The sequence below is a fragment of the Flavobacterium selenitireducens genome (assembly GCF_014748335.1).
Lineage (GTDB): Bacteria > Bacteroidota > Bacteroidia > Flavobacteriales > Flavobacteriaceae > Flavobacterium > Flavobacterium selenitireducens.
Window position 1 is genome coordinate 60168 of record NZ_JAAVIY010000011.1, and the last position, 26911, is coordinate 87078.

Genomic DNA, 26911 nt, shown 5'->3' on the forward strand with positions numbered 1-26911 from the left:
TAATTTACGATTCCATGTAAGCCTCGATCGGCGCACAGGAACAAATCAAATTCCGGTCACCGTAAGCATCGTCAACGCGGCGAACCGATGGCCAGAATTTATTGTCGGCGATATATTCCAACGGGAAAGCAGCCTTTTCACGCGAATACGGCAAATCCCAAGTGTCCGAAGTCAACATCGCCAGGGTATGAGGCGCGTTCTTCAGGACATTGTTCTTGTCATCAGATGTCGCTTCGGCGATCTCCTTGCGGATTGAAATCATCGCATCGCAAAAACGATCCAGTTCTTCGAGGTTTTCAGATTCGGTTGGTTCGATCATGAGCGTTCCGGCGACCGGGAACGAGACGGTAGGAGCGTGGAAGCCGTAATCCATAAGGCGTTTGGCGATATCGGTCACTTCGATTCCGTTTTCCTTGAACGGTCGGCACTCGATGATCATCTCGTGAGCCGCACGTCCCATTTCGCCTGTGTAAAGCGTTTCGTAATGCCCGGAAAGGCGCTCTTTCATGTAATTGGCGTTCAAAATGGCGTGCTCCGTAGCCGAAGTCAAACCTTCCGCCCCAAGCATGGTGATGTAACCGTAAGAGATCAGGCAAACCAAAGCCGATCCGTAAGGTGCGGCAGAAATCGCAGAGATCGCTTTGTCACCTCCTGTGGCTATGATCGGATTCGTCGGAAGGAAAGGAACCAAATGTTCGGCTACGCAAATCGGCCCGACTCCAGGTCCGCCTCCTCCGTGAGGAATGGCAAACGTTTTATGCAGGTTCAAGTGGCAAACGTCAGCACCTATCGTGGCCGGGTTCGTCAATCCGACCTGGGCGTTCATGTTCGCTCCGTCCATATAAACCTGTCCGCCGTTTTCGTGTATGATTTTCGTGACTTCGATGATCGACGCTTCATAAACGCCATGAGTCGACGGATAGGTAACCATCACACACGATAAGTTGGCTTTGTGTTCGATTGCCTTTGCACGCAAATCTTCGACATCGATGTTTCCGTTCTCCATGGTTTTGGTCACGACAATGTGCATGCCTGCCATGGCCGCAGACGCAGGGTTCGTCCCGTGGGCAGAAGCCGGGATAAGACAAACGTTGCGATGTCCGTCACCATTGGCGATGTGAAATGCGCGAATGGCCATCAATCCGGCGTATTCGCCTTGGGCTCCGGAATTTGGTTGAAGCGACGTACCCGCAAAACCCGTGATCACATTGAGTTGGTGCTCGAGTTTTTTGAGCATCGTCAGATATCCCTCGGCTTGCTCCACTGGCGCAAAAGGGTGGATGCTGTTCCATTGCGGCATCGAAAGCGGCAACATTTCAGCGGCGGCGTTGAGTTTCATCGTACACGAACCAAGCGAAATCATCGAATGGTTCAACGCGAGATCCTTGCGCTCAAGTTTTTTGATGTAGCGCATCAAGGCCGTTTCTGAATGGTGGCTGTTGAAGACCTCGTGTTTGAGGAATCCCGAAGTTCTTTCGAGGTTGTCCGGATAATTCGTATCCGAGGCGAGTCCAGCGACCTTTACTGTCTCTTTTCCGACGGCTTCAGCGAAAATCGCGACAATTTGATTGATATCGTGAAGCGACGTCGTTTCGTTGAACGAAATTGAAATCGTGTCGGCGTCGACATAATAAAAGTTGATTTCGTGTTTCTCCGCTATCGCTTTCACTTTGGATGCGTCCGCTTTGACGAGGATCGTGTCGAAAAAGTGGGAATTGGTTTGGTACACTCCGATTTTGTTCAAGGCATCGGCTGTGGTGACGGCAGAAGCATGGACTTTATCGGCAATGTAACCCAATCCTTTCGGACCGTGATAAACCGCGTACATTCCGGCCATGACCGCCAAAAGTACTTGGGCGGTACAGATATTTGATGTGGCTTTTTCGCGTTTGATATGCTGTTCGCGTGTCTGCAACGCCATGCGCAACGCACGGTTTCCGTTCACGTCGACGGTAACGCCTATGATGCGACCCGGCATTGAGCGTTTGTATTCTTCTTTTGTGGCGAAGAAACCGGCGTGAGGTCCGCCGTAACCCATAGGGATTCCGAAGCGCTGTGTGGTTCCTACCACGACGTCGGCGCCCATTTCTCCGGGAGATGTCAATTTGACGAGCGACAAAATATCGGCTGCGACCGCGACTTTGATGTCTTTGGATTTTGCTTTTTGGATGAATCCGGCGTAGTCGTAAACCTGTCCGAATTTACCCGGGTATTGCAGGATCGCCCCGAAGAAATCATCCGCGAAAGCGAATTCCTCGTGGTTTCCGATGACCAGTTCGATTCCGATTGGAGTCGCACGGGTTTCCAGTACGGAAAGTGTCTGAGGCAAAATCTCCTCAGAAACGAAGAATTTATTGGCGTTGTTCTTTTTCTGGTCGCGCGTCCTTACGTCGAACAAAAGCGCCATGGCTTCGGCAGCAGCCGTTCCTTCGTCGAGAAGGGAAGCGTTGGCGATTTCCATACCCGAAAGCTCAATGACAGTCGTTTGGAAGTTCAGAAGCGCTTCGAGTCGGCCTTGTGCGATTTCTGCCTGGTAAGGCGTGTAAGCCGTATACCAGCCTGGGTTTTCGAAAATGTTGCGTTGGATTACCGCGGGAACGATCGTCGGATGATAACCCAACCCGATGTAGGTTTTGAAAACCTTGTTCTTGTTGCCAAGAGCCACGATGTGATTGTAGAATTCGTATTCGGTAAGCGCAGGCTCGAGGTCGAGCGGGGCTTTGAGGCGGATATCGTCCGGGAGCGTTTCGTAAACCAGGCGTTCGATGGAATCTACACCAATGGTTTTCAACATTTTCTGTACATCATTCTCGCGTGGTCCGATGTGCCTCAATGCAAAAGCGTCTGTTCTCATAAAAGGGTAAAATGCGTGTTGTTTAAAGTGCCACAAAAGTACTGAATACTTGCAAAAATTGAACTGGCTTTAACGCTGATTTTTAGGAATTTTTCAACCAATTGCTTACCTTGTCGATACAGTCCGTAATTTTAGGGCAATGAAGCCAATTGTGAGACTCGTCGACTTTGTGATCCACGGCAGTGTGATCGTGGCCCTTTCAGTGTTTGCGTTGATACAGGTAACGACGATCCGGATGGGTTTGCCGTTCGATCCGTCTGTGTCGTGGTTTGGATTTTTTGGGACGATCGTCGGATACAACTTCGTGAAATACGATGCCATCGCCCGAGGCGGGAAACCGCAGTTCAGTTTGCGAATGAAAGCCTTCATTGCGTTGAGCTTCGCGAGTTTTCTCGGCACGGCTTACTTTTTTTTCCAATTGACATTCCCGACGCAGATCGTTTCGGTCGCCGTTTTCGGTATTACCGCATTGTACACGTTGCCTTTTTTTCCGAACCGCAAAACCGCACGCGACTGGGCCGGGCTCAAGATCTATTTCGTGGCCTTGAGCTGGGTAGGCGTCACCGTAGTGCTCCCGATGGTCAATGCTGGAGAAGCCGTTACCCTGGACGTTTACGTCACCGCGATACAGCGCTTCATACTCGTAGTGGTATTGCTGTTTATTTTCGAGATCATCGATTTGGCTTGGGACGATCCGCACTTGAAAACCGTTCCTCAACAAATCGGAATCGCCAGGACAAAGTGGTTGGGCTTGGCGCTGATGGCGATCCTTTTAGCACTGGAACTGTTGAAGACGCACAAAAGTGAGCCTATTTTTTGGTGTAATGTGGCGTTCGGTTCAGCCGTAGTGGTTTGCCTTTTCCTCGCCAACGAGAGGCGCGGAAAATACTATACGATGCTTTTCGTGGAAAGTTTGACGATTGGATGGTGGCTTTTGTTGTGGCTGGTGATAAAAAATTAAAAAATTAACATTTTGTCTTAAAATATTGAAGTTTAGCAAGATGTAACGATAACGTTATAGTGGCGACGATGAATTTGGTTAAAAATTCACGCTGAATTAGTTAAAAGTGAAAATTCGCATTGTGTCCTATTTTTTGGTTTCGTAATTTAAGCTACCCAAAATTGCTAATTATGAATTTTCTCCACTTAACCGAAACCGACGTTTTGTTGGCCATCATCACAACTTCTGGTGTACTTGCAGGGCTGTTCGCCTATTTGATGCTTCCATCGGTAAAACGCGGCAGGCAAAACTGCATCAAGAGCATGTTGTTCGGGATCATCTTTTCACTTGTTTCCTACATGCTTGTCCATGCGTTGTTCGATCACATTATGCGAGGCGTCCCCGTTGAATTGCGCGGGTTGTTTTCGTGGTGCGTTTCGTTCCTGCCGGCACTGTTGCTTTCCATAACTTATGGGCTTGTCGTGAGGCGACAGGGAAAAGTGGAGTTTTAACGCACAGCCTTTTCCGCCATCTGCCTGATAAATTGGTTGCGTGTCGTCATCAGTCGATCGAGGTGTTGCCTCAATACGAGTCTGTCGAAAACAGCGCCTGCCAATCCTAGCGGCGTGTCGTACGAAATGATGTCTCGCATTGTGGTTTTTCCGTACGATTCATCGAAATGATGTTCATGACGGAACGACTTGAAGTGGCCGGACACCATTTCGTCTACGAAAAATTGAGGCGCCTGCATTTCGGTGATGCTGCTTTCGTGCGTCAGCCAAAGCCCGAAGTGGCGTCCTTTCCAGGTGACGGTTTCGCCCAATTGCAAAAGGCCTTGCATTTTTCCACCGATTATTTTCTCAGAAGTCTGGGCCGTCGATTCGAGATGTATTTCTAAAGAACGCGACAGGTCGAAAACCCGCTGCATTGGTGCATCGATTAGCGTCGTAAGCGATAATATCGATTAGCGTCGTAAGCGATAATTTGGTCATAATTCGTTGATTTTTGATGCGATCCTGCTGCCGAACCAAATGCCGTGCACGAACAAAAAAACGCTGCTGTACACGATCATTACGATTGGCATGACGCCCGCGCAAAGCCAAAAGTTGTCGAGACTTCGCTCGGTGGGAAATGATGCGACACCAAAAACCCAGCAGAACATTCCGGTGACGGAACTTGCGACCCATAATGTCAAAAAAGCGCAAAAAATACCTGCCAGCCAGGAAGCGTGTAAATGGGTCGATATAAAGCGCGCTGTTCTTTTGCCGAAGCGTTGCCCGAATACGACAAGCCAGAACGCGAATATGACGTAGCTCCAAATTGCTCCAACGTCAACGTTCCCCGATTTGTCCTGGCAGAGTGAAAATGCGAGAATGCCAAAGTCTATGGCGAGCGCGATTCCCGTAGCCAGATAGGCTTCCCGGCTTCCAATTTTTTCGACGGCTTTTCTAATAGCGATAGCGTCCATAATCAGCGAATTAGATTGTGAAGTGCTTTTTCCAACGTTCCGTACACAAACCGAAAACCACTGTCGTTGAGTCGCTTCGGGACTACGTTTCGGCTTTTTAGGATCAGCTCGGTTTCCGTACCCATTATGTTTGCCCCGAATTCGAGCATTTTTTTGCCGACCGGAACGCCGGCCGCGACGCCCAGGACGGTTCTCAATGTGCGCATGAACAGTGCATTCCGGATAGGCTCCGGAGCAACCACATTGACGCATCCGCCAAGCTTTTGGGTTATACAGAACTCGACCGCACGCGCAAAGTCTTTTTCGTGTATCCAACTGATGAATTGTCGGCCGCTCCCTTGTTTTCCGCCAAATCCGAAGCGCGCCAGCTTTTTGAGCGGAGGCAAAGCGCCGCCTTTTTTGCCGAGTACGATCGAGGTGCGCATCGCCGTTTTAAGCGTTTTAGGAGTTTCGACACTAAAGAATTCGGCTTCCCACGCTTTGGCGACATCCATCGAAAAGTCGGTTCCGATCTCGCCGTAAGTCTCATCCATTTGCTTGTCGAGCGAGTGGCTGTAAATTGTGGCAGTAGACGAATTCAGCCAATGTTGTGGCGGATTTGCGCAAGTCCTGACGGCCAGGTTCAGTACGGAAGTGCTGTCGATGCGGGAGTCGAAAATCTCCTTTTTGTTGGCGTCCGTATACCGGCAATCTACTGATTTTCCGGCGAGATTGATGAGCACATCGGCATTTTCGAGTTCGGTTTCCCAACCCGTCATTTTGCGCGCATCCCAATTCACGTAACGGATATGTCCGTCCACTTTTGATTTTCCTCTAGTCAGGATCACGATCTGCTCACAGGACTTTTTGAAATGCTCGATCAGGACGTTGCCGAGAAACCCGGTTCCGGCGGCAATTATCATTTTTTTCATGGTTGTGGAATTTAGTCAAAAGAATAGGATCAGAAACAGGACGCGGTATAAAACCCAGGTCGCACACAATATTTTCGGCAGGCCAAGCAGATCGACGCGCCTGAAATGCTCGATAAACATCGCGCTTGCGACAAGCAGGAAATAGTTCGTTGAGACGAATTCTCCCAACGTCACGAAACGACTCGCAATAAGCATCGGCAACAACAGCAGCGCTCCCATGAGCGAAACCGTCAACAAATGCCCGGCGTAATCGAGCGTCGTCCTGAAGCCTTTGTGAAGCAGGAACAGCGCCTGGAAGAAGATCTGCCCGAAAGCGAGTGTGATTTCGAGGTGAAGGCCGCTGGTTTTCATTTGCGGAAGCAAACCGGCATAAGCGTTCAGGGTAATCGCCGTGAGGATCGTTGCGAATATAAGATAGCAAACGCGGTAGCGGACATTGAAGTCCGGAAGACATTGAACGCGCGCCATCGCCATTCTGGTGTTGGGCATGATTACTTTCCGGTTGTATGAAACGAAGCGGTAAAGTTTTTTCAGCAGATAATGGACAGGAGCGGTTTTCCCGATTTTTTCCACCAGCGGGAACGAATTTCCAATCACGGCAAGCAGGCTGTCGATGCCGTAAATGGTTTTGCTGTTGGCGAGGTCGACAAGCGCGATTTCGTTGGCGGCCCGGTCGCGGTCGATAAAAGAACAGGTTTGAAGCGCTGAGTACGGCATTTTTCCGTTTTTGTCGAGCATTCCGGTTTTGACGAATGCACTACTGTAAGCCCGGCACAGCGGACAATCTTCGTCATAGATAAGAGTTTGGTTGGTCAAGGTTTTCACAATGTAAATATTAAACTTTCAGAAAAAATTGAAACATTTCGGTAAATTTTTTTATGCGGTTATACGGATTTTGTTCTGGACGGTAATCGGGGAACCATCTGCGAGGAATACAGAGACTGGTTCCAGGTTTTTGAGGAAAGCGAACGCAGTTCCGTACACGGATTCGAAATCGACATCTATCGCATAATCGGTAACCTCAAATTGCTGCCAGCGCGGGTGCGTAACTTCATACTCGAACGTGGTATCGGCATTTTGGCGCGAGTATCCGAAATAATGTTCGGTAATGAATTCAGTTTCCGAGCCTTCCAAAATGGGAGTTGCAGTTTTTTTGGTGTCGACCGAAAAGGTGTTCCATTTGCCGCCTTTTTTCCATCCGAACGAATAATTCATCGCAGCATCGGATTCCAAAAAACGATGCGTCATCGGAAGCCGCTCGTATTTCTCTTTATAAAATGTATTCGCGATAAAAGCAATTGCCGTGCGCGGCACGATCTCCTTGACGAACACGACGCCCCGCTTCCAGTTCGTGCCGTCAAAACGCTTTACATAAAACCGGATGTTGACTTCTTCAAAATTTACATGGCCCGGAATTTTCACGCCAAAAACCTGGGTTTCGAGAAACAGGAAAGCGACGAGGCTCAGGTAGCATTTGCCGTTCCACAAGTCGAGCTCGGTTCCGGCAGGCAAATAGGGAAGCAGCACTTCGGGACGAACCTCGTAATTGGCGAACGCCAGATGACGCCACTGCGCATCGAGAAATCGCTTGGGTTGCTGGCTTTTTTTAAAGTAAGGGAAAAATCGGGTCATATTAATATTCGAAAATGTTGGAGCGTCAATTTTTTATCGCATAATCTTCAAAACCAGCTGGGCCAGCCAATTGTCTTTGTACTCGGTTGCTTTTTCGAGCATGTTGTCGGCCTTGGAAACGAAGTCGTATAATTTCCCGGTTTGTTCGGTAAAATACTTCTTCTCCGACGACGCCCCGGGATCGATCGACGAGACGTCCTTCAACACCTTCAACGCCGGCTTTATCTCGCGCTTGCTGCGTTCCCGGGCAATTTTGACGGCGAGTTCGTCCAGATCCTTTTCCCCATAAAAATACTCTTTGCGTTCGCCTGGCTTAAATTCTTTGTGCACGATGCCCCAATCCATGAGTCCGCGAAGGTTCATACTGGCATTGCCGCGCGATATCGAAAGATCCTCCATGATTTCTTCCATCGAAAGCGAGTCGGGAGAGATCATAAGCAATGCGTGAATCTGGGCCATCGTCCTGTTTATGCCCCATTGCGAACCGAGTGCGCCCCAGGAGTCAATAAATCTTCGTTTTGCTTGTTCAAGTTCCATATCCCAAATTTAAGAATATATTTTAAACTTTCAAATATTTCTGAAACTTTATTCTGTAACAAAATAAAATCACTATAATTAGGTATTGGCTCGTTGGGAAAGGTTCGCCAAATTTGGATTTCAAAATCTGTTGTTATGAGTGCCTTGTTGGTAACATCCATGTTTTCAACCCAGCCGTGGGTCACGGTAGGCGTTTTCGTTATGGCGGGAATGTTGGGAGGATTCGTGGGCTATCTCATGAACAACGTCGCGATCAAATGGAGAAAAGTTGAGTTTTTGAAGAGCTTGCTGTTCGGCGTTTGCGTATCGGGTGCCGGCGTGTTGCTTTTGACGATGCTTTATTCGGAATTGTTCATCCCATCAGGTCAGGACTTACTCAATCTAATGTTGGCAGGTTGCATCTGCTTTATGCTGTCGGTCGTCATCTTGATGTTCGGCTACCACTTTATAATGCGTGCCACGTCTTGGCGCAAGCCGCAATCTTCTCAGGGTCAGGCGGCCGTTAGATAAGTCCTTCGGTTACGATTTTTATCGCGAGTTCGATGGTATTTTTGGTGTTGGTTTTAGCCAGGATATTTTTTCGATGCGTGTTTACCGTGTGCTTGCTGATAAAAAGCTTGTCGGCGATTTCCTGGCTTTGCTCGCCTTTGAGGATGTGCAATAAGATCTCCCGCTCCCTCGGCGTAAAAAGTTCTGTTGAGGGTTTATAGATTTCCTTTGGCTTGACGTCTATGTAAGAAGGTTCGCCGTCGAGTCCGATGAACGAAAGGATCGACTCGTTGTTCTTTTTGAGATGGGAGATGTCCGTGTGGACGCCGAACGTATACAACAAGTTATTGCTTTCGTCATATTTCAGGGATACGACCTGTTGCAAAATCCGTTTGTACAGACCCGAAGACGTCCGAAGCCTAAAGTCATAACTCATCTTGTATTTCGGTAGCTTTTCGTTGTCGAGGCTTTTGGCAAAATCGATCATGGCCGCCTCGTGATTCAGGAAAACAGGTTGGTCGTCAGGATGGATCAGTGACATAATAAACGGGATGGAAACCTGTTCGACAGGAAAACCCAAAACCTTTTCGACACCCTTGCTAAGGAACTTAAACTCGAGGTTTTTGATGTCAAACACGTAGTAATAATACTCTCCGACGTGAAAGATGTCGAACATTTTCCGGTGCACGGCCAAGTCGAAGTCATGGTTGTCAACCGAGACATCGCGGGTGATGTTATCCCAAACCTTTTGCGCTTCACTGTAAAATGATAAACCCATACAACTGACTTTTGGAGGCGTGCCGCGTCATTTTTTCAAAGATACGGCGGCAAAATTCTTTGGGAATGAGGAAAACCGTAAAATCCGATTTAAACATTCGATAAACCTGCCGCCGGCAATAAAATTCATGACAATCGGACCTACAGCAACCCGGCCCGTCTCAACAGTGCGTCGGGTTTCGGCTCCTTTCCGCGGAAGCGCTTGTACAGCGTCATCGGATGTTCCGTTCCACCTTTCGACAATACGTTTTCCTTGAACTTCTGGGCCACTTCCGAATTAAAGATTCCCTGTTCCTTAAAATATTCGAAAGCATCGGCATCGAGCACTTCAGCCCATTTATAACTGTAGTAGCCCGAGGAATATCCGCCTTGGAAAATATGGGAAAACGACGTACTCATGGCATTTTCGGCCACGTCAGGGAACAATTGGGTGGTGGCAAATTGTTCGGTTTCAAATGCTTTCAGGTTGGTAATCGCCGTCGGGTCCTGTCCGTGCCATCCCATGTCCAAAAGCCCGAAACTCAACTGTCGCAGCGTCGCCATTCCTTCCTGGAAACTCGCAGATTCCTTGATTTTTGAAATGAATTCCTGTGGAATGACTTCTCCTGTCTGATAATGGTGCGCAAACAATGCCAAGGCTTCGGGTTCGTAACACCAGTTTTCGAAAATCTGGCTTGGCAATTCCACGAAATCCCAATATACCGAAGTTCCCGATAGATTCGGATACGTCGTATCGGCCAACATGCCGTGGAGCGCGTGACCGAATTCATGAAAGAGCGTCGTGACTTCATTGAATGTCAAAAGGGACGGCTTGGTCTCGGTCGGTTTTGTGAAATTGCACACAATCGAAACGTGAGGCCTTTCGTTTTGGCCGCCGATGATGAACTGCGATTTGAACGAAGTCATCCACGCACCGTTCCGCTTGCCCTTGCGGGGAAAGAAATCGGCGTAAAAAATGGAAACAAGCCGTCCTGTCGCGTCTTTGACTTCGTACGTGACGACATCTCGGTGGTATTTGTCGATATCGTTGATTTCGACGAACGTCAATCCGAACAATTTGTTGGCCACGGTGAATGCGCCTTGCAACACATTTTCGAGCTTGAAATACGGCTTGAGCTTTTCATCGTCAAGCGAGAAAAGTTCCTGCTTGAGTTTTTCGGAATAATAGGCGCCATCCCATTTTTCGAGTATTTCTATCCCGTCCTTTTCTTTGGCGAATTGGGAAAGTTGCTTGAATTCGCGTTCGGCGGCAGGACGTGCTTTTGCCAGCAGTTCTTCGAGAAACGTCCTGACTTTTGCAGGATTTTCGGCCATGCGTTCTTCGAGCACGAAATGAGCGTGCGTCTCGTAGCCCAGCAACTTGGCGCGTTCGAAACGCAGTTTGGCTATTTTAAGGACGATTTGCTGGTTGTCGAGTTCGTTGTTCTGGAAACCTTTCGAGCCAAAGGCGATCGCCAGTTTTTTACGCAGTTCGCGCTTGTCCGAGTACGTCATGAACGGAACATAGCTCGGATAATCCAGTGTGAAAACCCATCCTTGTTTCTCCACGCTTTTTGCGGTCTCGGCTGCGGCCTCTATGACGCCTTCGGGCAATCCGGACAGATCGCTTTCGTCCGTGATATGCAGTTGGTATGCATGGGTTTCGGACAACACATTCTCTCCGAATTCAAGGCTGAGGCGCGACAATTCTTTGTCGATCTCGCGCAGTTCGTTCTTTTTTTCTTCGGGCAGGTTCGCACCGTTTCGCGAAAAACTTTTGTATTGTTTATCGAGCAATGTGGCCTGCTCCGCATTGAGGTGGAGTTCATCTTTCTGCTCCCAAACCGATTTGACGCGTGCAAAAAGTGCGGCGTTCAGGCGAACATCGTTGCCAAATTCGCTAAGCAAAGGCGACACTTCCTGGGCGATCTGCTGGATTTCGTCGTTCGTCTCTGCCGAGTGCAGGTTGAAAAAAATGTTCGAGATGCGGTCGAGCCGGTCACCCGAGAAAGAAAGTGCTTCGATCGTATTTTCGAAGGTAGGCGCTGCGGGATTCGAGGTGATGTCGTCGATTTCTTTTTTAGCCGATGCGATTCCATCTTTGAAAGCCGGGAGAAAATCCTCGTTCTTGATTTTGGAAAAAGGCGCGGTATCGTGTTTCGTGGTGAATTTTTGGGAGAGTATATTCATTGTAATTAGCAAATTAGCGAATGTGACAATTAGCGAATTTCCGACATACCAAATTCAGCGGCTTCAAGAGCACTCGCTAATTCGCTAATTGCCAAATTCGCTAATAAAATTATGTGTTTAATTCGTCCGAAGCCTTAAGCACCGCTTGTTTTAAACCTTCTTTGTAAGCGACGATTTTTTGAAGCACGTCTTTATTGGCGCTTCCGATGATCTGGGCTGCGAGGATTCCCGCGTTTTTGGCGCCGTTCAACGCCACTGTCGCGACCGGAACACCGCCGGGCATCTGTAAAATCGACAGGACAGAATCCCATCCGTCGATTGAATTGCTCGATTTCACGGGAACGCCGATAACGGGAAGTGGTGACATCGAAGCGACCATTCCGGGTAAGTGAGCCGCTCCGCCAGCGCCTGCGATCACCACCGAAATACCGCGTTTGTGCGCATTATTGCTGAAATCGAATAGTTTTTCTGGCGTTCGGTGTGCCGAAACGATGTCTACCTCGGTCTCGATATCGAACTGTTTGAGTATGTCGATGGCGTCCTGCATGACCGGAAGGTCGGAAATGGAGCCCATGATGATGGCAACTTTCATAATTAGCGAATTAGCAAATTTGACAATTAGCGAATGAACGGCGAAGTAACGAATCTCAGCGGTATTGCGGCATTCGCTAATTCGCTAATTCCTTCATTCGCTAACTACTTTTATAGTGTTTTTAACCGTTTCCGCGATGCTGCGCGCCTTGGCCATATCTTCATTTACGATGGTGACGTGGCCCATTTTGCGGAACGGACGCGTTTGTTTCTTCCCGTAAATATGCGGCGTCACACCAGGAATATCAAGGATTTGCTCGATGTTTTCATATTTGACGTTACCCGAAAAACCTTCGGCTCCCACGAGATTTACCATGATTCCGGCCAGTTTGCTATTCGTGTTTCCCAACGGCAAGTCGAGAATCGCGCGGATATGGTTTTCGAATTGGCTCGTATAACTGGCCTCGATCGAGTAATGACCGGAATTGTGCGGACGTGGCGCGACCTCGTTGACAAGAATCTCATCGTCCTGGGTTTGGAACATTTCTACGGCAAGCAATCCGACGTGGTCGAACCTCCGGGAAACTTCAAGTGCGACCTGACGCGCCTTTTGGGATATTTCCTCCGGAATCCGCGCCGGGCAAATCACATATTCAACCTGATTGGCCTCCGGATGGAATTCCATTTCGACGACAGGATAAGTCTCGATCGCTCCCGAGGCACTGCGCGAGACGATGACGGCGAGTTCGTTTTTGAACGCGATCATTTCTTCGGATATGCATTCGGCATCGGGCAGACCGTCGAGATCAGCGGCTTTTCGGATGACTTTTACGCCATTTCCATCGTAACCGAATTCCGCACTTTTCCAAATGAAAGGAAAAGTGACGTCGCGGTCGGACTCCAAATGACCCTTGAGTTCGGCCAGGGTCGCGAACCTTTTGTAAGGCGCCGTGGGAATGTTATGTCTTGTGTAAAAATCTTTTTGGAAACCTTTGTTCTGGATTTGCTTGAGCGTTGTCGGGGAAGGATATACCTTGACGCCTTCTTGTTCGAGCCGTTCCAAGGCCTCGATATTGACCATTTCGATCTCGAAGGTGAGGACGTCGACTTTTTTGCCAAATTCGTAAACCGTGTCAAAATCGGTCAGGCTGCCTTGGTAGAATTTGTTGCAACCGATCGCACAAGGCGCTTCGTCGCTGGGATCGAGTACATAGGTTTGGATGTCAAACTTTCGGGTTTCGTACAAAAGCATCTTGCCGAGCTGGCCGCCTCCGAGAATACCGAGTTTGAAATCGGAAGAGAAAAAATTCATGATAGTTGTGTTGGTTGCGTCAGTAAGCCTTTCGGCCCCATGTGCACAAAGATAACTTTTAAAACCGAAAAGCAGATCGGCCCAATGCGTCCAAACGGTTATTTTTTAGGATGCAAATGCGGTGGCCGGATCGCGCGCCAAAATAAAAAAGGACGGTTTTGGGCCGTCCTTACTTGGTTCTGATTATTCCGTCACGTTCGCATTGACGGTTGCCGCTCCGGTTACGCCGGCGCTTACCGTTCCTTCTTCGGAGTCGGCCAGCTCGCCGTCTACGAAAACTTTGAGCGTGTAAGTTTGCGTGGCCTGCGAATCATTGTCAAACTGGACCGATGCCGCCGCGGCAAAAGGCGCCTCGACACGTATCGTCTTGCCCCATTCAAGGTTCACCGCTTCAAGCGCAACCGTACGCATACTTCCGTCGCGATCCCTGAAGGTAATCGACTGGATCATTTCAGAAGAGGTGAAAAGGGAATAACGCACCGGTGTTCCGGAAGGAGAATCGTCCCCGCTACACGATACGAGCGAGGAAACAGCGAACACTACCGCAAAAAATCCGGTAACGATTTTAGATTTGTTTTTCATAGCAATTGATTTTAATTAAGGCAAAGATCGAAAAACCGACCGAATTCAGTTCGCTACCGCCGCTGAAATTACCGCCGTCGAATCGGTCATGGCTGTAATCGTGTCTACGACAGTCGCCAGGTTTTGGTCGCGGGAGTAGATCTGCATGACGAATTCCGCATCGGAGGCGGTCTGATTGCTGAAGGCGACCGTAGCCGACGCGTTGAACGGTTTTACAACCCAAATCTTTTGAGTCCAGTTGTCCGCGAGGTCGGATGCGCTTACCTGGGCGGGTTGGCCATTCGCACCCGTGAACGTAATCGAAGTTACCTGGTTGGCCCCGGCGAGGATCCGGTATTCGACGGGAGTGCGGTCATTTCCATCCGATTGGTCGCAAGCCGTGAACAATCCGATAAAAAGCAGCAGCGATAGATAATATTTGTTGATCATTGTTTTCTCAATGTTTGTCGTGGCCTTTTCCGTGACCTTTGGCATGGCCCTTTCCGTGCCCGCGATGTTTGCCTTTTACGACGGCGTGTTTGCCGCCTTTGTATTTTACTTTATGTGTCCGATAATTCACGTAAGGCGAGCGGCCGTGGTAATCGTTGATGATGATCGTACGCCCTTTGTACGGATTATACGTGCGATGTGCCACCGGAAGCGACCGCGAACGTATCCACTTGCCTTTGGTCACGTAAATGTATTCCGTCGTGCGAATATCGTAATAAGAATCGATATCGGGCAAGTAATAATATTCTGTCCGGGCTGGAGTGGCAGGCGCCCAGGCGGGAGGCGATCCTACGTTGACGTTGACCGAAACCTGGGCATTAGAGCTCAAGGCGAATAGTGTGAATAAGATAGTGAAGCAGGTTGTTTTCATATTGGTAGATTTAGGGTTCTAATATGGCAAATTTAGCAGTTGTTCGTTTTATCCAAAAAGCAAAATGACTTACAGATTTTTAAGTTTCCGAATATCGTTTCCGAAATCTGAAAATTCACCCTCGTTTTTAGAGATGACGATCGCGGCCACTCCGTTTCCGATAAAGTTGGTTATCGCACGAGCCTCACTCATGAATTTGTCGACGCCGAGCAGGAACGCAAGGCCCTCGACCGGAATTTTGTGTATGGCGGTGAGCGTCGACGCAAGCACGATAAAACCGCTTCCGGTAACGCCGGCCGCACCTTTTGAGGTAACCATCAACAAACCGATCACCGTCAGGATTTCGCCAAACGTGAGGTGTACGTCATACAATTGCGCCAAAAAAATCACGGCCATCGACAAGTAGATCGAAGTGCCATCGAGATTGAATGAATAACCCGTGGGCACGACCAATCCTACGACCGATTTGCTGCAACCCATCTTTTCGAGTTTTTCCATTAGGTTCGGTAGCGCGCTTTCTGAAGACGAGGTTCCCAAAACCAGCAGCAGTTCCGCTTTTATGTATCCGAGAAAATCGAGAATCCGGATTTTGTAATAGCGCAAAATGCTTCCGAGTACGACAAATACGAACAATCCCATGGTAATGTACATTGTGAGCATGAGTTTGCCAAGCGGGATCAGCGTGTGCAAACCGAACTTCCCGACGGTGAACGCCATGCCGCCAAACGCACCGAGAGGCGCCAGATACATGACGATCTTCAGCGCGCGGAACACATATTTTGAACAAACGTAAAACGCGTCGACGACCTGTTGTCGCTTGCTGTAATAATTGAGGGCGATCCCGACGACAATAGCCGCGATAAGTACCTGCAGCGTCAGGTTGTCGAGGAAGAACTGCAGCCAGCTAAAGTCGGTTTTGCCCGAAGTATATAGGGAAGGATCTTGCACCGACAGATTCGTTTTATCGATCTTGCCGGGTTGGATCAGGACCGCTACCGCCACGCCGATCGCAAGGGCGAACGTGGTGACGATCTCGAAATAAATCAGGGATTTCACACCGATGCGCCCAACCTTTTTCAAATCGCCCATGCCGCTTATCCCTAAAACGATCGTCAGGAATATGATGGGCGCAATAAAAATTTTGATGATTTTGATGAACCAGTCGCCAATGAGTTTCATGCTCACGGCGATTTCCGGCGCGTAATGGCCGAGCAGTGCGCCCGCGACAATGGCGATAAGCACCCAGAAAGTGAGGTTGGTGAGAATCGCGAAGGCGACGGATTCTTTTTTCGGAAGGGTTTCGGCCATATGCGAAGTTACTTTTTAATTCCGATTGAATCAATGTCGCAAATAACCCTTTAGCTTGTCGCTTCCGCACGCATCCGTATCGCGTCGGGTTACATAACTTTACGATATTGAAAAACAAGTCATTATGGAAACTGCCAACGCAACCGATAACCGTCTTTTAGGTCAACTGACCCTTTACGACATGCACACTGACTTTTTTAAATTCGCATTGGACGGAATCGACGATTCGTCGGCTCAGAACCGTTTCGGGACGCAAGCCAACCACATCGCCTGGCTCGCCGGGAGCCTGGTGCAGGAGCGATTTGATCTCGCCAATTGGCTTGGCGCCGACGTCAAACAGAAAAACCATACGCTCTTTGACGGCCACAAGGGCATTCAAGACGGAATCGACTATCCGAAGCTTGACGATTTTAAAGCGGACTGGGTGAAAATCTCGCCGATACTAAGAGAAATTCTCTCGGCGGTTCCTAGCGGGAAGCTCGACGAAACTTTCGAGATGGGCGACATAAAAATGACGAACTACGAATATATTTCGTTTCAAACTTATCGGGAGGCGAACTGCATCGGGCAAATCGCGTTGTGGAGACGCCTCCTCGGGTTCCCGCCTATGCGGTACATGTGAGGGAAGACCGGGACGAGATCCGAACTTCGTATGTCGAAAGTCGAACCGAAATCCTAATTAAAATGAACTCCCGAAACTTAGCCAAACCTGTGGCGTTCAACGGAATAAAAATCAACACTTAACAATTCAACGATGAAAGCAATCAATCCTTACCTCAATTTCGAAGGCACAACCGAACAAGCCTTCCAATTCTACCAATCCATTTTTGGAGGCGAATTCTCCTCGCTCGTGCGTTTCGGCGACCTTCCGAAGTCTGACAATCCGGAAGACCAGCAAGGTTGCGCAGGAATGGAACTGCCATCCGATGACAAAATCATGCACATCTCGTTTCCGCTTCCTACGGGAAATGTGCTGATGGCCACAGATGTCGTGTCAAACGAACAATTTCCGTTCAATCCCGGCAACAATTTCTCGATTTCGATACAGGCCGACGACGTTGCCGAAGGCCAGAAATTATACGATGCGCTTTCCCGGGACGGAATGCCACTGATGCCGTTCGCTCCCGCAGATTGGGGCGGACACTGGGGCATGCTCACAGACAAATTCGGGATACAATGGATGGTCGATTGCGAATAATGGAACGTCTAACCTCACAAATAAGTCCGACGTTTGAAAGCATGGTCGCGGCGGTTTCGTCGTTTTCTGATGCGGAATTCAACGCCGTCCCATTCGCCAAAAGCTGGACGGGCGGACAAGTCGCCGAGCATGTGAAACTTTCAATTGAAGGCATTCCCGAGCTCTTTGCCGCCGAAACCGCGGCGTCTGACCGCGATCCCGAAGAAAAAATAGAAATGGTCGCCGGTGTTTTTCTCGATTTCGACAAAAAATACGAGTCGCCGGAATCCATCGTTCCTGAAGAGAAAACGTACGATCGCCAAGATTACTTGAAGTTTTACAAGGATTTTTTACGAACGCTCGGCGAACTGGCCGCGAACCTGGATATGTCGCGAATTTGTCTCGGTTTTGAAATTCCGGGTTTCGGACCGATGACGCGCCTTGAGTTCCTTTCGTTTGTGCTGTTCCACACCCAGCGGCATGTTCGGCAAATGGAAAATATTCGGAAGGCGTTGAATTAAAATCGCGTCATAATCGCCTTAGCAGCTGTTTTGCGGCGGCTTTGTATCCGGCGGAGTGGTGCGGAAAATCTTTCGACAGGATTTCCTTGAGTTCGGGATAGATCCAATCGTATCGCTTTCCGAGCAAGTAAAGGGCGCGCATCGCATAGGCTTTGGTTGCGACCTTTCGCTCGTCGATGAGCCAGTCGAACGTGGCCGAGGCGATTTTTCGCAGCTGTTCGTCCGTAGCGAAATTGCCGTTTCCTCTAGAGGTAAATTCGCGTTGGGAAATAAAAAGACAAATTTTTGATATGGAACGCAGCGCGCTGTCGTCGGTAAAATCGACAAGCGAATCGCAGAATTTTTTAAGATGAGGTTGCAGCCAGTCGATCCTCGATTCCAGGACGAGTTCAAGATTCCAACACGCTTTGTGGTGGTCTTCATCCGAAACGTCGAGACACATGCCCAAAAGCGTTTCCAATTCCTCGTGATGTTCGAGCACATAGCCCGAAATTCTGTCTCGGATCGGCCTGTGTGCCGTGCTGTTGTGAATTTCTGACCTTAAATCCATATCGCAAAAATAAAAAAGGCCGGACAAGTGTCCGACCTCTTTTGGCGATTTCTATTGTAATTCAGGTAAGTTCTTATTTTTTGAATACGTACTCGACAGATCCTGTCGCGTATTCAGCTCCTCCGTCGTTGTTGCGCGTAGGATATTGACCGATCAACGGCGTATACGTCAACTCGTTTCCTTGCTTTACAAGTTGAATCGGCACGTTGTCATTGTTTTCATCTGTGTACGTTGCCGTGATGAACGTAGTCGATCCTGTTTGTCCTTGCAATTCCCAAGTCCCGTTGAAAGTATTGGAAGCGCAATCGTCTGTTCCGAGTGCTTCATCGATCGTGACGCGGCTGTAAGTATACGTCATCGTGTTGTCGGCGTTCAACTTGATTTTTCCGCTGTCGTAGCAATCTGATTCTTCGGTAAGGTCGCGGTTCGTGTCCCCGTCCTCATCAAAATCGATAGGGTTTGCGATATTCACTTCTTCAAGATCGTACGTCCCTGCGATCGACCCGCCGTTTCCGTTGCTGTCGTCGTCGCTACATGAAGTGATACTCAATGCCGCAATCGCGAATAGCCCTAGTAATACATTACTCTTTTTCATTGTTGTGTTAGTTTTAAATTAATCTGATGGCAAAGTTAAGAGCGCTATCAAGGGCATTGTTACATAAATTTCTTACGATTTTACAAGATTACCGAAACGCGATAATTCAAAGGTTACAGTTAACCGAAATGCCGCCGAAATAGTTCACCGGCGCACCCGGATAATAGTAGCGTGGCGCCCCGTTTGGCGGAGCTGACGCATTCGGAAGGATCATCGACGCATATTTTTCGTCACCGAAATTATTCACTCCCGCGTAAACCTCGAATCCAAAACGCTGCGACAGTGGCAATCGATAGCCCAACTTCGAATTCCAGATGCGATATGAGTCGTTGTAAACCGTGTTGGCGTCATTCATTGGAATTTCGTCCACGTATCTAAAGTCAATCGACACGTAAATACCTTTCGCCCAATTGAGCATAAGGCCCGCGTTGGCGGAATTTGACGGAACGCCCGTGAGTTTTTTTCCGGAGAAATCGACGTCGTTGTTGAAGAATTCCTCGAATCGGTAACGCCCGACGCTCGCGTTGGCAAACGGTCGCAGCGACCAATCGCCTGAGAGACGCCAGTCGTATTCCGCCGAAAGCTCGATGCCGCGATGTGAGGTTTTGCCGGCGTTGACGCCAACGTATTGATCGTCCCCGATGCGTTGGGCCACGAGCAAATCGCGGATTTCCATATTATACAACGCGAACTCGACGTAAAGTCGCTTGCTGAAAAACAGGAATTTCCCGCCGAGTTCGAAATTATAGCCGCTCTCGGGTTTGATGTCCTGGTTGATGGAACCGTCAGGATTGAGGGTTTCCTCGACGGCGGGCATCGAGAATCCGCGGCTGGCCGAGGCGTAAAAGGTTTGGTTCGCATCAGTCGTCGGACGGAACAAAACCGACAATTGAGGCGTCCAGATTCCATCGTATTCATACGTTTCAGATGCGCGATCGGCAATCGGAAACGTCGTCTCGAGATCGAATTTCGTCTTGTTGTAGTTGACGCCGGCCTGAACCTCGAATTGCTCGAACGGCTTGAGCCTCAGCTGGGCAAACGCATTTACGATCGTCCGATTTTGGTCGTTCCCGGCCAGTTGTTGGCCAACGAGGCTTCCGTTTCCGTTGTTTTGCTGATAGCGGTTTTCGAGATTTTTTCCTTCAAAACCGTCTCGAAATAATTCCCCTCCGACCAAATAATTGATCTTGTCCGAAGCGATCCTGCCGCTAAATTGTGTCCGGCCGCCGTAACCTGACGTATTCTGTCGCAAAATATCGAACGGACGCGGCTCGTCACTTTTCTTGTGGTTGTAAAAAACCGAAGTCGCATTTCTCAAACTTCCGGCAATCTTTGTTTCGTACGATAATCCCGCGATCCAGGCATCGTATTGCTCAAATCCTTTGGAGGCAAGCCAGGTCGGGGCGGCGGCTCGCGGATTGTTCTCGAATGTCGCCTTGTCGATCGAACTCGGAATAAACGCTTTCATAGCCGTAAAATTTCCGAAATACGTCAGTTTGGAATTTTCGCGCCGGAACAGTTCCCCGGCCAGGGTCACGCCTTCCCGTTTGTAGCGCGAATTTTGGCGCCAACCGTCAGATTCCAGCCGATGATAACTGAGGTTCATCGATGTCGTTTTCGAATCAAAACCGTAAGTGGCGGTGTTTTTCAATAATCCGAACGAACCGGCCGTCGCACTTATCCGCGCTGCATGTCCATCGATACTCCTTGTCTTAGGCTGAAGCAAAATCGCCCCGCCCAAGCCGGCTCCGTAAACGCTCGACAGCGGCCCTTTTATGATCTCGACGCTTTGGATGTTTTCGACGTCGATATCTTCGATCGTAGTTTCCGAATCGCCCGAAGTAAGCGGAATATTGCCGTAAAACGCCCGGATTTTATTGGTTCCGAACGGCGTGCGCGCCCCAATCCCACGAATGGAAATCCTGTTGGTATTCAACGTCCCCGATTGCATCAACACGCCCGAAATGCGGTTCATGGCCGTTGCGATTTCTACATTGTTATTGCGTTTGAGATCGGCCGGGGAAAGAAATCCGATCGCAGCCGGCGCATTCATCAGGCTATCGTTGATATGGAAGTTTGAAATCCTGACCTCGTCGAGTTTGACCGAAGTCGAATCCGTTTGCCCAAAAACGGAAATATGCGCCAGTAGGAGTAAAGGCGCATATTGTATTGAATGTCGGATACTCATTTCGTTGCGGAAATCTGCCAAAGCGTGTTGCCGCTGTCGTCGTTGACCAAAAGCGATCCGTCAGGCATTACCGTCACATCCGTCGGACGCCCGTAAACGCGCGATTTGTCGAGATTGTGTACGAATCCGGTAAGGAAATCTTCCGGTTTTCCTGGCTTTCCATTGTCGAACGGAACGAACAACACCTTGTAACCGCTGAGTTTGGATCGGTTCCAAGACCCGTGTTGGCCTACGAAAGCGCCGTTTTTGTACTTCGCCGGGAATTTGTCGCCAGTGTAGAATGCGATTCCGAGCGAAGCCGTGTGCGAATCGACGGGAACATCAGGAACGATGGCCTTTTTGACAAGCTCGGGTTTTTGGCCTTTCATTCTCGGATCTTCAATTTGTCCGAAATAAGAATAGGGCCAGCCGTAAAATCCGCCGCGTTTGACGGACGTGATGTAATCCGGAACGAGGTCGTCGCCCAAACCGTCGCGTTCGTTGACGGCCGTCCATAATTCCTTGGTCACGGGATTCCAGTCCATGCCTACAGGATTGCGAAGTCCGTCCGCATATAGTTTTTCGCCGCTTCCGTCAGGGTTGATTTCGAGAATGGCCGCACGGCGCACTTCCTTGTCCATTCCGTATTCGCCCACGTTGCTCGCCGATCCTACCGAAACATAAATCTTGGAATTGTCCGCATTTGCGATGAGGTTGCGCGTCCAGTGATTGTTGTAGCCACCGGCGGGCAAATCGAGGATTTTTTTACCCTTGCCTTCGAGCTTCGTTTGGCCGGCTTTGTACGGATAAGTGTAGACGCCTTCGGTATTGGCAATGTAAAAGGTGTTTCCGATGATGAGCATCCCATACGGCTGGCTCAACCCGCTGATCAGGACCGAACGCGTCTCATATTTGCCGTCTTTGTCCTTGTCCTGGAACATCGTGATCTGGTTCTTGCTCGAGCGCGTGCCGCTTTCCACGACGAAAATGTCACCGTTCGGGCCGATGTAGGTGTTGCGCGGATTTTCGAGCTTGTCGGCGAATTTGGTGACGGTAAAGCCTTCAGGGGCTTTCGGCATCTCGTTGGGCTGCCAGCCTTCGACGCGGCTGTTGTTAGTGACCGATTCGGTTTGGTAAGGAGCCGGGAGCGCAATATCTCCGATGGCAGTCCTGACGGTGTTTCCCGGGCCTTTCGCCAATTGTTCTTTTTCTTCTTTTTTGACTTGGCCCTGGCACGAAACGAAGATCGCGGCCATAGCTGAAATCATCAGTGTAGTAGTTTTCATATGTTGTTTTTTAGCGTCACGTCGAATTTAGGTATTATAAAAAGCGTCCGGAAACATCGGCCAAAACATTAAAACTTATTTAACAGTGCACCAAAAGTGGGTTTTGCGTATATTTAATTTCACGAACCCGATGCATTTTCAGATATTTGCACTTTTATCCCAAACGCAAGTGATACACCTTCACGACAAGAAATTCGTGCCGTTCATCTCAGAAGAGGAAATTGATTTCGCAATTTCGGAAATGGCCAAGCATATAGAAGACGACCACCAGGAAGAAACGCCAGTCTTCATCGGAATATTAAACGGCTCGTTCATGGTCGTTGCCGATCTCCTAAAAAAATACCGATTCCCTTGCGAGGTGAGCTTTATGAAGTTGTCGTCTTATGAAGGCACGTCGACCACCAATGAGGTCAAGCAACTCATCGGGCTAAACGAAAGCCTCGAAGGCCGAAGCGTGATCATCGTCGAGGACATCGTCGATACGGGAAATACAATAGAAGCGCTCAAAGCCATTTTCAAGGCCCAGAACGTCAAGCATCTCAAGATCGCGACGCTTTTTTTCAAACCCGAAGCCTACAAAAAAGACATCAAGCTCGACTACGTCGGCATCCGCATCCCAAATAAATTCATCGTGGGCTACGGACTCGATTACGACGGCCTAGGGCGCAACCTGCCACTCGTTTACCAACTCGCCGAATAATCGGCCTAACACATTCGCTAATTCGCTAATCAACTCATTCGCTAATTAAAATGATCAACATCGTATTGTTCGGAAAACCCGGAGCCGGCAAAGGAACACAAGCCGAATTCCTCAAAGAGAAATACAACCTTGTCCACCTTTCCACCGGAGACATTTTCCGCTTCAACATGAAAAACGGCACCGACCTCGGCAATCTCGCCAAAAGCTATATAGACAAGGGCGATCTGGTTCCCGATGAAGTGACGACGAAAATGCTGATAGACGCCGTAAACGCCAACCCTGGCGCAAAAGGATTTTTGTTCGACGGCTATCCGCGCACGATTTCGCAGGCAGAAGCTCTTGACGCGTTCCTCGAATCGAAAGGCACGCAAAACACGGCCACGATCGCCCTTGAAGCCGACGACAATATTTTGGTGGCCCGCTTGCTCGAACGCGGTAAGACATCCGGACGTATAGACGACCAGGACGAAGATAAAATCCGGAACCGCTACCAGGAATACAACGAAAAAACGGCGCCTCTGATGGATTATTACAAACAGCAGGGCAAGTTCCACGCGGTAGATGGGATTGGCGAGATCGCCGAAATCACAAGCCGTCTGGGTAACGTGATCGATAATTTATAAGCAGCTTGTCCGGCTGTCCGCTCTTAGTTTTGAGGTTCGTGCGTTTTTTTGCAACTCGTTCTTCGGGCTTCCTGCGGTCGCCCTCGAACTTCGGCAAAAAATACACCCGAACCCACAAAAGCTAACCGCTTCCATCCGGGCTGGTTCCGAGGAAAAAAGCGGCTGCGATAAACAGGAACAGCGATCAGTAGAGACGAACGGATGGGATCCGTGAAATCATGGAATCCGATGCAAGTTAGAAGAGTGACCTAACAAAGAACAGAAGCGTTTGTTCGAGGTTTAATGGTCAAAAGCACAACATAAAAAAGACGCCTAGCGCAAATTCGAATCCTGAGCCAATCAATTCTCAGGATTCAACCCAAAATGGAAATATTAATAATTTTATTGCTTATAATTCTCAACGGCGTGTTTTCCATGTCCGAGATCGCGTTGATTTCCGCCAGGAAGAACCGTCTCGAAAACGCAGCCAAAAAAGGAAACAAAGGAGCGCAAACGGCCCTGGAACTTTCCAACGCGCCAAATAAGTTCCTGTCTACGGTTCAAATCGGCATTACGCTGATCGGGATTTTGACCGGTATTTTCTCGGGCGACAAAGTGACCGCGGACGTCCAGGCGTTCGTAGAAGGTTTTGAGAGCCTCAAGCCGTATGCGGAATCGTTGTCGGTTGGAATCGTCGTGGTGATTTTAACGTTCTTTTCGTTGGTTCTCGGCGAGCTTCTTCCAAAGCGCATCGGGTTGAACTATCCGGAAAAAATCGCGAAATCGATCTCGATCCCGATGAAATGGATTTCCGTCATTACCGCGCCGTTTATCTGGTTGCTCACGGTTTCCACGGAGTTTCTGCTCAAAATCTTCATGATCAAGCCATCGGCTGAAGGCAAAGTCACCGAGGAGGAAATCAAAGCTATCATCAAGGAAGGAACCGAAGGGGGCGAAGTCCAGGAAATCGAGCACGACATCATGGAGCGCGTGTTCCACATCGGCGACAGGAAAGTAAATTCGTTGATGACACACCGCAAATCGGTCATGTTTCTTCCGCTGAACGCGAATAAAGAACAGACGCGCGAATTGATGCTCAGGGAATTGCATTCGATTTATCCGGTTTACGGGGAAAATTACGACGACATCGTGGGCGTGGTCAACCTCAAAAGCATTTTCGCCCATTTTGAGGAAGCCGATTTCAATATTGCGAGAATCATGGTCGAAGCGCCGTTCATCATGGAGCAGACTACCGCGTACAACGCTTTGGAAAACTTCAAGAAAAGTGGTGTCCATTATGCTTTCGTGGCCGATGAATACGGTGTTTTCCAGGGAATCATCACGCTTAACGACATTTTGGAAGCCCTCGTTGGCGATGCGTCGGACTTTTACGGGGAAGATTTCAAGCTCGTCCCACGCGAGGACGGCAGCTGGCTCGTCGACGGTCATTATCCGCTTCACGATTTCCTCACGTATTTTGAACTCGACGACATGGTTACCGATTACGAAGTCACGACGGTTTCGGGTCTTATCATGACCGAATTGTCGCGCATCCCGAAACAAGGCGAAAAACTGCAATGGCAAAACTTTGAGCTCGAAGTCATCGACATGGACGGTGTCAAGATCGACAAAGTTTTAGTGACATCCGTTAAGGAGAAATGATTTAAGGTTTAAAGTTTAAGGTTTAAGGTTTAAAGTTGCGGCGGTCGCATTGAACCAAAAGGAAGTAAAATAATCAAGCCAAAGACGGAGCCGTTTGCTCAGGCACTTTGCGCTCAGGCACTCAGAAAATGACTGAAGGAAATTTCGTAGACTACGTCAAAATATATGTTTCATCCGGAAAAGGAGGTAAGGGATCCACGCACTTGCACCGCGAAAAGTTCATCGAAAAAGGTGGACCGGACGGAGGCGACGGCGGCCGTGGCGGGCATGTGATCCTGAGAGGCAACAAAGGCCTCTGGACGCTGTTCCACCTCAAGTTCGCCAAACACGTCAAGGCCGGTCACGGTGGGGACGGAGGGTCGTCCCGCTCGACGGGACACGATGGAGAAGACAAATACATAGAGGTGCCGCTCGGAACGGTCGTCCGCGACAAGGATTCCAACGAAATCATGTTTGAAATCACGGAGGATGGAGAGGAACGCGTGATTGCGAAAGGCGGCAAAGGCGGGCTCGGCAACTGGCATTTCCGCTCGTCGACGAACCAGACGCCGCGTTATTCCCAACCTGGGATGCCGCCTGAAGAACACGATATCGTTTTGGAATTGAAAGTCCTGGCAGATGTTGGTCTTGTCGGATTTCCGAATGCGGGCAAATCGACGTTGCTCTCGGTGTTGACCTCGGCCAAGCCTAAGATCGCAGATTATCCGTTTACGACGCTAAAACCGAATTTGGGCATCGTCGCCTACCGCGATTTCCAGTCGTTCGTGATCGCGGACATTCCGGGAATTATCGAAGGTGCGGCAGAAGGAAAAGGTTTGGGGCATTATTTCCTGCGCCACATCGAACGCAATTCGACGCTGTTGTTCCTCGTTCCTGCCGACGCAAAGGATATCGTGGACGAATATAACATCTTGCTCAACGAACTCGACAAATACAACCCGGAAATGCTCGACAAGGAGCGTTTGCTCGTGATTTCCAAAACCGACATGCTCGACGAGGAACTCAAAGCAGAGATGAAAAAAGAGGTGGAGAAGCGATTGAAGGGCGTTCCGTTCATGTTTATCTCATCGGTGGCCCAACAAGGTTTGGTGGAATTGAAGGATAAGTTGTGGGCGATGTTGAACACGGAAGAAAAATAATGGCATTTAAACTTATTGGTTTTAGAACCTTTGAGAATTTCAAGACCGCTCCCAAGGCGGTTTTTTGGTTTTGTATCGCGACTGGTTTGCGTGAAGGATGGAAGCGGCATCCTTTTAGGTTCGGGGCGGGCGCAGCCCGCCCC

29 protein-coding genes are annotated in these 26911 nt (G+C 49.2%); 10 read left to right on the forward strand and 19 right to left on the reverse strand.

Annotated elements, in window-relative coordinates; translation table 11 throughout:
- Positions 1-4: 4 nt before the first annotated feature.
- A complete protein-coding gene (gene gcvP, locus HC229_RS14320) occupies positions 5-2854 on the reverse strand; it encodes an aminomethyl-transferring glycine dehydrogenase (RefSeq protein WP_191021189.1) in 2850 nt (949 codons plus the stop codon).
- Positions 2855-2993: 139 nt separating this feature from the next.
- Here gcvP and HC229_RS14325 point away from each other — a divergent pair, with 139 nt between their 5' ends.
- Together HC229_RS14325 and HC229_RS14330 are read left to right on the forward strand one after the other, a co-directional pair.
- Complete coding sequence (locus HC229_RS14325) at positions 2994-3815, forward strand: UbiA prenyltransferase family protein (RefSeq protein WP_191021190.1); 822 nt, start codon at positions 2994-2996, stop codon at positions 3813-3815.
- A 170-nt stretch (positions 3816-3985) separates the two neighbouring features.
- Positions 3986-4306 (forward strand): hypothetical protein, encoded by a 321-nt coding sequence (locus HC229_RS14330; RefSeq protein WP_191021191.1) that lies wholly within the window; start codon positions 3986-3988, stop codon positions 4304-4306.
- On the opposite strand, the gene HC229_RS14335 is transcribed toward HC229_RS14330, so the two are convergent.
- The 6 genes from HC229_RS14335 to HC229_RS14360 are packed head-to-tail and all read right to left on the reverse strand — an operon-like array spanning position 4303 to position 8342.
- A complete protein-coding gene (locus HC229_RS14335) occupies positions 4303-4722 on the reverse strand; it encodes an SRPBCC family protein (protein ID WP_191021192.1) in 420 nt (139 codons plus the stop codon). The two genes, HC229_RS14330 and HC229_RS14335, sit on opposite strands and share 4 nt — an antisense overlap.
- A 60-nt stretch (positions 4723-4782) precedes the next feature.
- The gene (locus tag HC229_RS14340) at positions 4783-5262 is read right to left on the reverse strand and encodes a hypothetical protein (protein ID WP_191021193.1); all 480 of its coding nucleotides are present in this window, start codon (positions 5260-5262) and stop codon (positions 4783-4785) included.
- A gap of 2 nt (positions 5263-5264) precedes the next feature.
- Entirely contained in the window at positions 5265-6173 is a 909-nt protein-coding gene (locus HC229_RS14345; protein WP_191021194.1) for a TIGR01777 family oxidoreductase, read from the reverse strand.
- Positions 6174-6188: 15 nt separating this feature from the next.
- A complete protein-coding gene (locus HC229_RS14350; protein ID WP_191021195.1) occupies positions 6189-6998 on the reverse strand; it encodes a thiol-disulfide oxidoreductase DCC family protein in 810 nt (269 codons plus the stop codon).
- A gap of 51 nt (positions 6999-7049) precedes the next feature.
- Positions 7050-7805, reverse strand: a complete 756-nt coding sequence (locus HC229_RS14355; protein ID WP_191021196.1) for a YqjF family protein — start codon at positions 7803-7805, stop codon at positions 7050-7052.
- 33 nt (positions 7806-7838) lie between these two features.
- Positions 7839-8342 carry a GbsR/MarR family transcriptional regulator gene (locus HC229_RS14360; protein WP_191021197.1) on the reverse strand — a complete coding sequence of 168 codons (504 nt, stop codon included), beginning with the start codon at positions 8340-8342 and terminating at the stop codon, positions 7839-7841.
- Between the two features lie 135 nt (positions 8343-8477).
- Between HC229_RS14360 and HC229_RS14365 the strand changes: the two genes are divergently transcribed.
- Positions 8478-8852, forward strand: coding sequence for a YEATS-associated helix-containing protein (locus tag HC229_RS14365; RefSeq protein ID WP_191021198.1), 375 nt, complete (start codon positions 8478-8480; stop codon positions 8850-8852).
- Here the strand turns inward: HC229_RS14365 and HC229_RS14370 are convergent.
- The 8 genes from HC229_RS14370 to HC229_RS14405 form a co-directional block, all read right to left on the reverse strand.
- Complete coding sequence (locus HC229_RS14370) at positions 8845-9609, reverse strand: LuxR C-terminal-related transcriptional regulator (RefSeq protein ID WP_223845623.1); 765 nt, start codon at positions 9607-9609, stop codon at positions 8845-8847. The genes HC229_RS14365 and HC229_RS14370 overlap by 8 nt on opposite strands.
- Before the next feature lie 140 nt (positions 9610-9749).
- Positions 9750-11777: a M3 family metallopeptidase gene (locus HC229_RS14375; protein WP_191021199.1), complete on the reverse strand. Its 2028-nt coding sequence runs from the start codon at positions 11775-11777 to the stop codon at positions 9750-9752.
- 109 nt (positions 11778-11886) lie between these two features.
- On the reverse strand, positions 11887-12369 hold the full coding sequence (gene purE / locus HC229_RS14380; protein WP_191021200.1) for a 5-(carboxyamino)imidazole ribonucleotide mutase: 483 nt from the start codon (positions 12367-12369) through the stop codon (positions 11887-11889).
- A gap of 93 nt (positions 12370-12462) precedes the next feature.
- Positions 12463-13620, reverse strand: a complete 1158-nt coding sequence (locus HC229_RS14385; RefSeq protein WP_191021201.1) for a 5-(carboxyamino)imidazole ribonucleotide synthase — start codon at positions 13618-13620, stop codon at positions 12463-12465.
- 183 nt (positions 13621-13803) lie between these two features.
- Positions 13804-14202: a hypothetical protein gene (locus HC229_RS14390; protein ID WP_191021202.1), complete on the reverse strand. Its 399-nt coding sequence runs from the start codon at positions 14200-14202 to the stop codon at positions 13804-13806.
- Between the two features lie 45 nt (positions 14203-14247).
- Positions 14248-14631 (reverse strand): hypothetical protein, encoded by a 384-nt coding sequence (locus HC229_RS14395; RefSeq protein WP_191021203.1) that lies wholly within the window; start codon positions 14629-14631, stop codon positions 14248-14250.
- A 7-nt stretch (positions 14632-14638) separates the two neighbouring features.
- Positions 14639-15061: a hypothetical protein gene (locus HC229_RS14400; protein WP_191021204.1), complete on the reverse strand. Its 423-nt coding sequence runs from the start codon at positions 15059-15061 to the stop codon at positions 14639-14641.
- A 69-nt stretch (positions 15062-15130) separates the two neighbouring features.
- A complete protein-coding gene (locus HC229_RS14405; protein ID WP_191021205.1) occupies positions 15131-16369 on the reverse strand; it encodes a cation:dicarboxylate symporter family transporter in 1239 nt (412 codons plus the stop codon).
- Positions 16370-16493: 124 nt separating this feature from the next.
- Here HC229_RS14405 and HC229_RS14410 point away from each other — a divergent pair, with 124 nt between their 5' ends.
- The 3 genes from HC229_RS14410 to HC229_RS14420 all read left to right on the forward strand — a co-directional run bounded on the left by HC229_RS14410 (position 16494) and on the right by HC229_RS14420 (position 18067).
- On the forward strand, positions 16494-16991 hold the full coding sequence (locus tag HC229_RS14410; RefSeq protein ID WP_191021206.1) for a DinB family protein: 498 nt from the start codon (positions 16494-16496) through the stop codon (positions 16989-16991).
- 132 nt (positions 16992-17123) lie between these two features.
- Positions 17124-17567: a VOC family protein gene (locus HC229_RS14415; protein WP_191021207.1), complete on the forward strand. Its 444-nt coding sequence runs from the start codon at positions 17124-17126 to the stop codon at positions 17565-17567.
- Entirely contained in the window at positions 17567-18067 is a 501-nt protein-coding gene (locus tag HC229_RS14420) for a DinB family protein (RefSeq protein ID WP_191021208.1), read from the forward strand. The genes HC229_RS14415 and HC229_RS14420 overlap by 1 nt, the downstream gene beginning before the upstream one ends.
- Before the next feature lie 7 nt (positions 18068-18074).
- On the opposite strand, the gene HC229_RS14425 is transcribed toward HC229_RS14420, so the two are convergent.
- The 4 genes from HC229_RS14425 to HC229_RS14440 all read right to left on the reverse strand — a co-directional run bounded on the left by HC229_RS14425 (position 18075) and on the right by HC229_RS14440 (position 22665).
- On the reverse strand, positions 18075-18617 hold the full coding sequence (locus HC229_RS14425; RefSeq protein WP_191021209.1) for a hypothetical protein: 543 nt from the start codon (positions 18615-18617) through the stop codon (positions 18075-18077).
- 73 nt (positions 18618-18690) lie between these two features.
- Positions 18691-19212, reverse strand: coding sequence for a DUF5004 domain-containing protein (locus HC229_RS14430; RefSeq protein ID WP_191021210.1), 522 nt, complete (start codon positions 19210-19212; stop codon positions 18691-18693).
- Between the two features lie 106 nt (positions 19213-19318).
- Positions 19319-21400 (reverse strand): TonB-dependent receptor, encoded by a 2082-nt coding sequence (locus HC229_RS14435; RefSeq protein WP_191021211.1) that lies wholly within the window; start codon positions 21398-21400, stop codon positions 19319-19321.
- Entirely contained in the window at positions 21397-22665 is a 1269-nt protein-coding gene (locus HC229_RS14440) for a PQQ-dependent sugar dehydrogenase (RefSeq protein ID WP_191021212.1), read from the reverse strand. The genes HC229_RS14435 and HC229_RS14440 overlap by 4 nt, the downstream gene beginning before the upstream one ends.
- Before the next feature lie 169 nt (positions 22666-22834).
- Between HC229_RS14440 and hpt the strand changes: the two genes are divergently transcribed.
- From hpt to obgE, 4 genes are all read left to right on the forward strand, one after another.
- On the forward strand, positions 22835-23365 hold the full coding sequence (gene hpt, locus HC229_RS14445; protein WP_191021213.1) for a hypoxanthine phosphoribosyltransferase: 531 nt from the start codon (positions 22835-22837) through the stop codon (positions 23363-23365).
- Positions 23366-23415: 50 nt separating this feature from the next.
- Positions 23416-23988, forward strand: coding sequence for an adenylate kinase (locus HC229_RS14450; RefSeq protein WP_191021214.1), 573 nt, complete (start codon positions 23416-23418; stop codon positions 23986-23988).
- Positions 23989-24351: 363 nt separating this feature from the next.
- Complete coding sequence (locus HC229_RS14455) at positions 24352-25629, forward strand: hemolysin family protein (protein WP_191021215.1); 1278 nt, start codon at positions 24352-24354, stop codon at positions 25627-25629.
- Positions 25630-25757: 128 nt separating this feature from the next.
- Positions 25758-26768: a GTPase ObgE gene (obgE, locus tag HC229_RS14460; protein ID WP_191021216.1), complete on the forward strand. Its 1011-nt coding sequence runs from the start codon at positions 25758-25760 to the stop codon at positions 26766-26768.
- Positions 26769-26911: the final 143 nt, after the last annotated feature.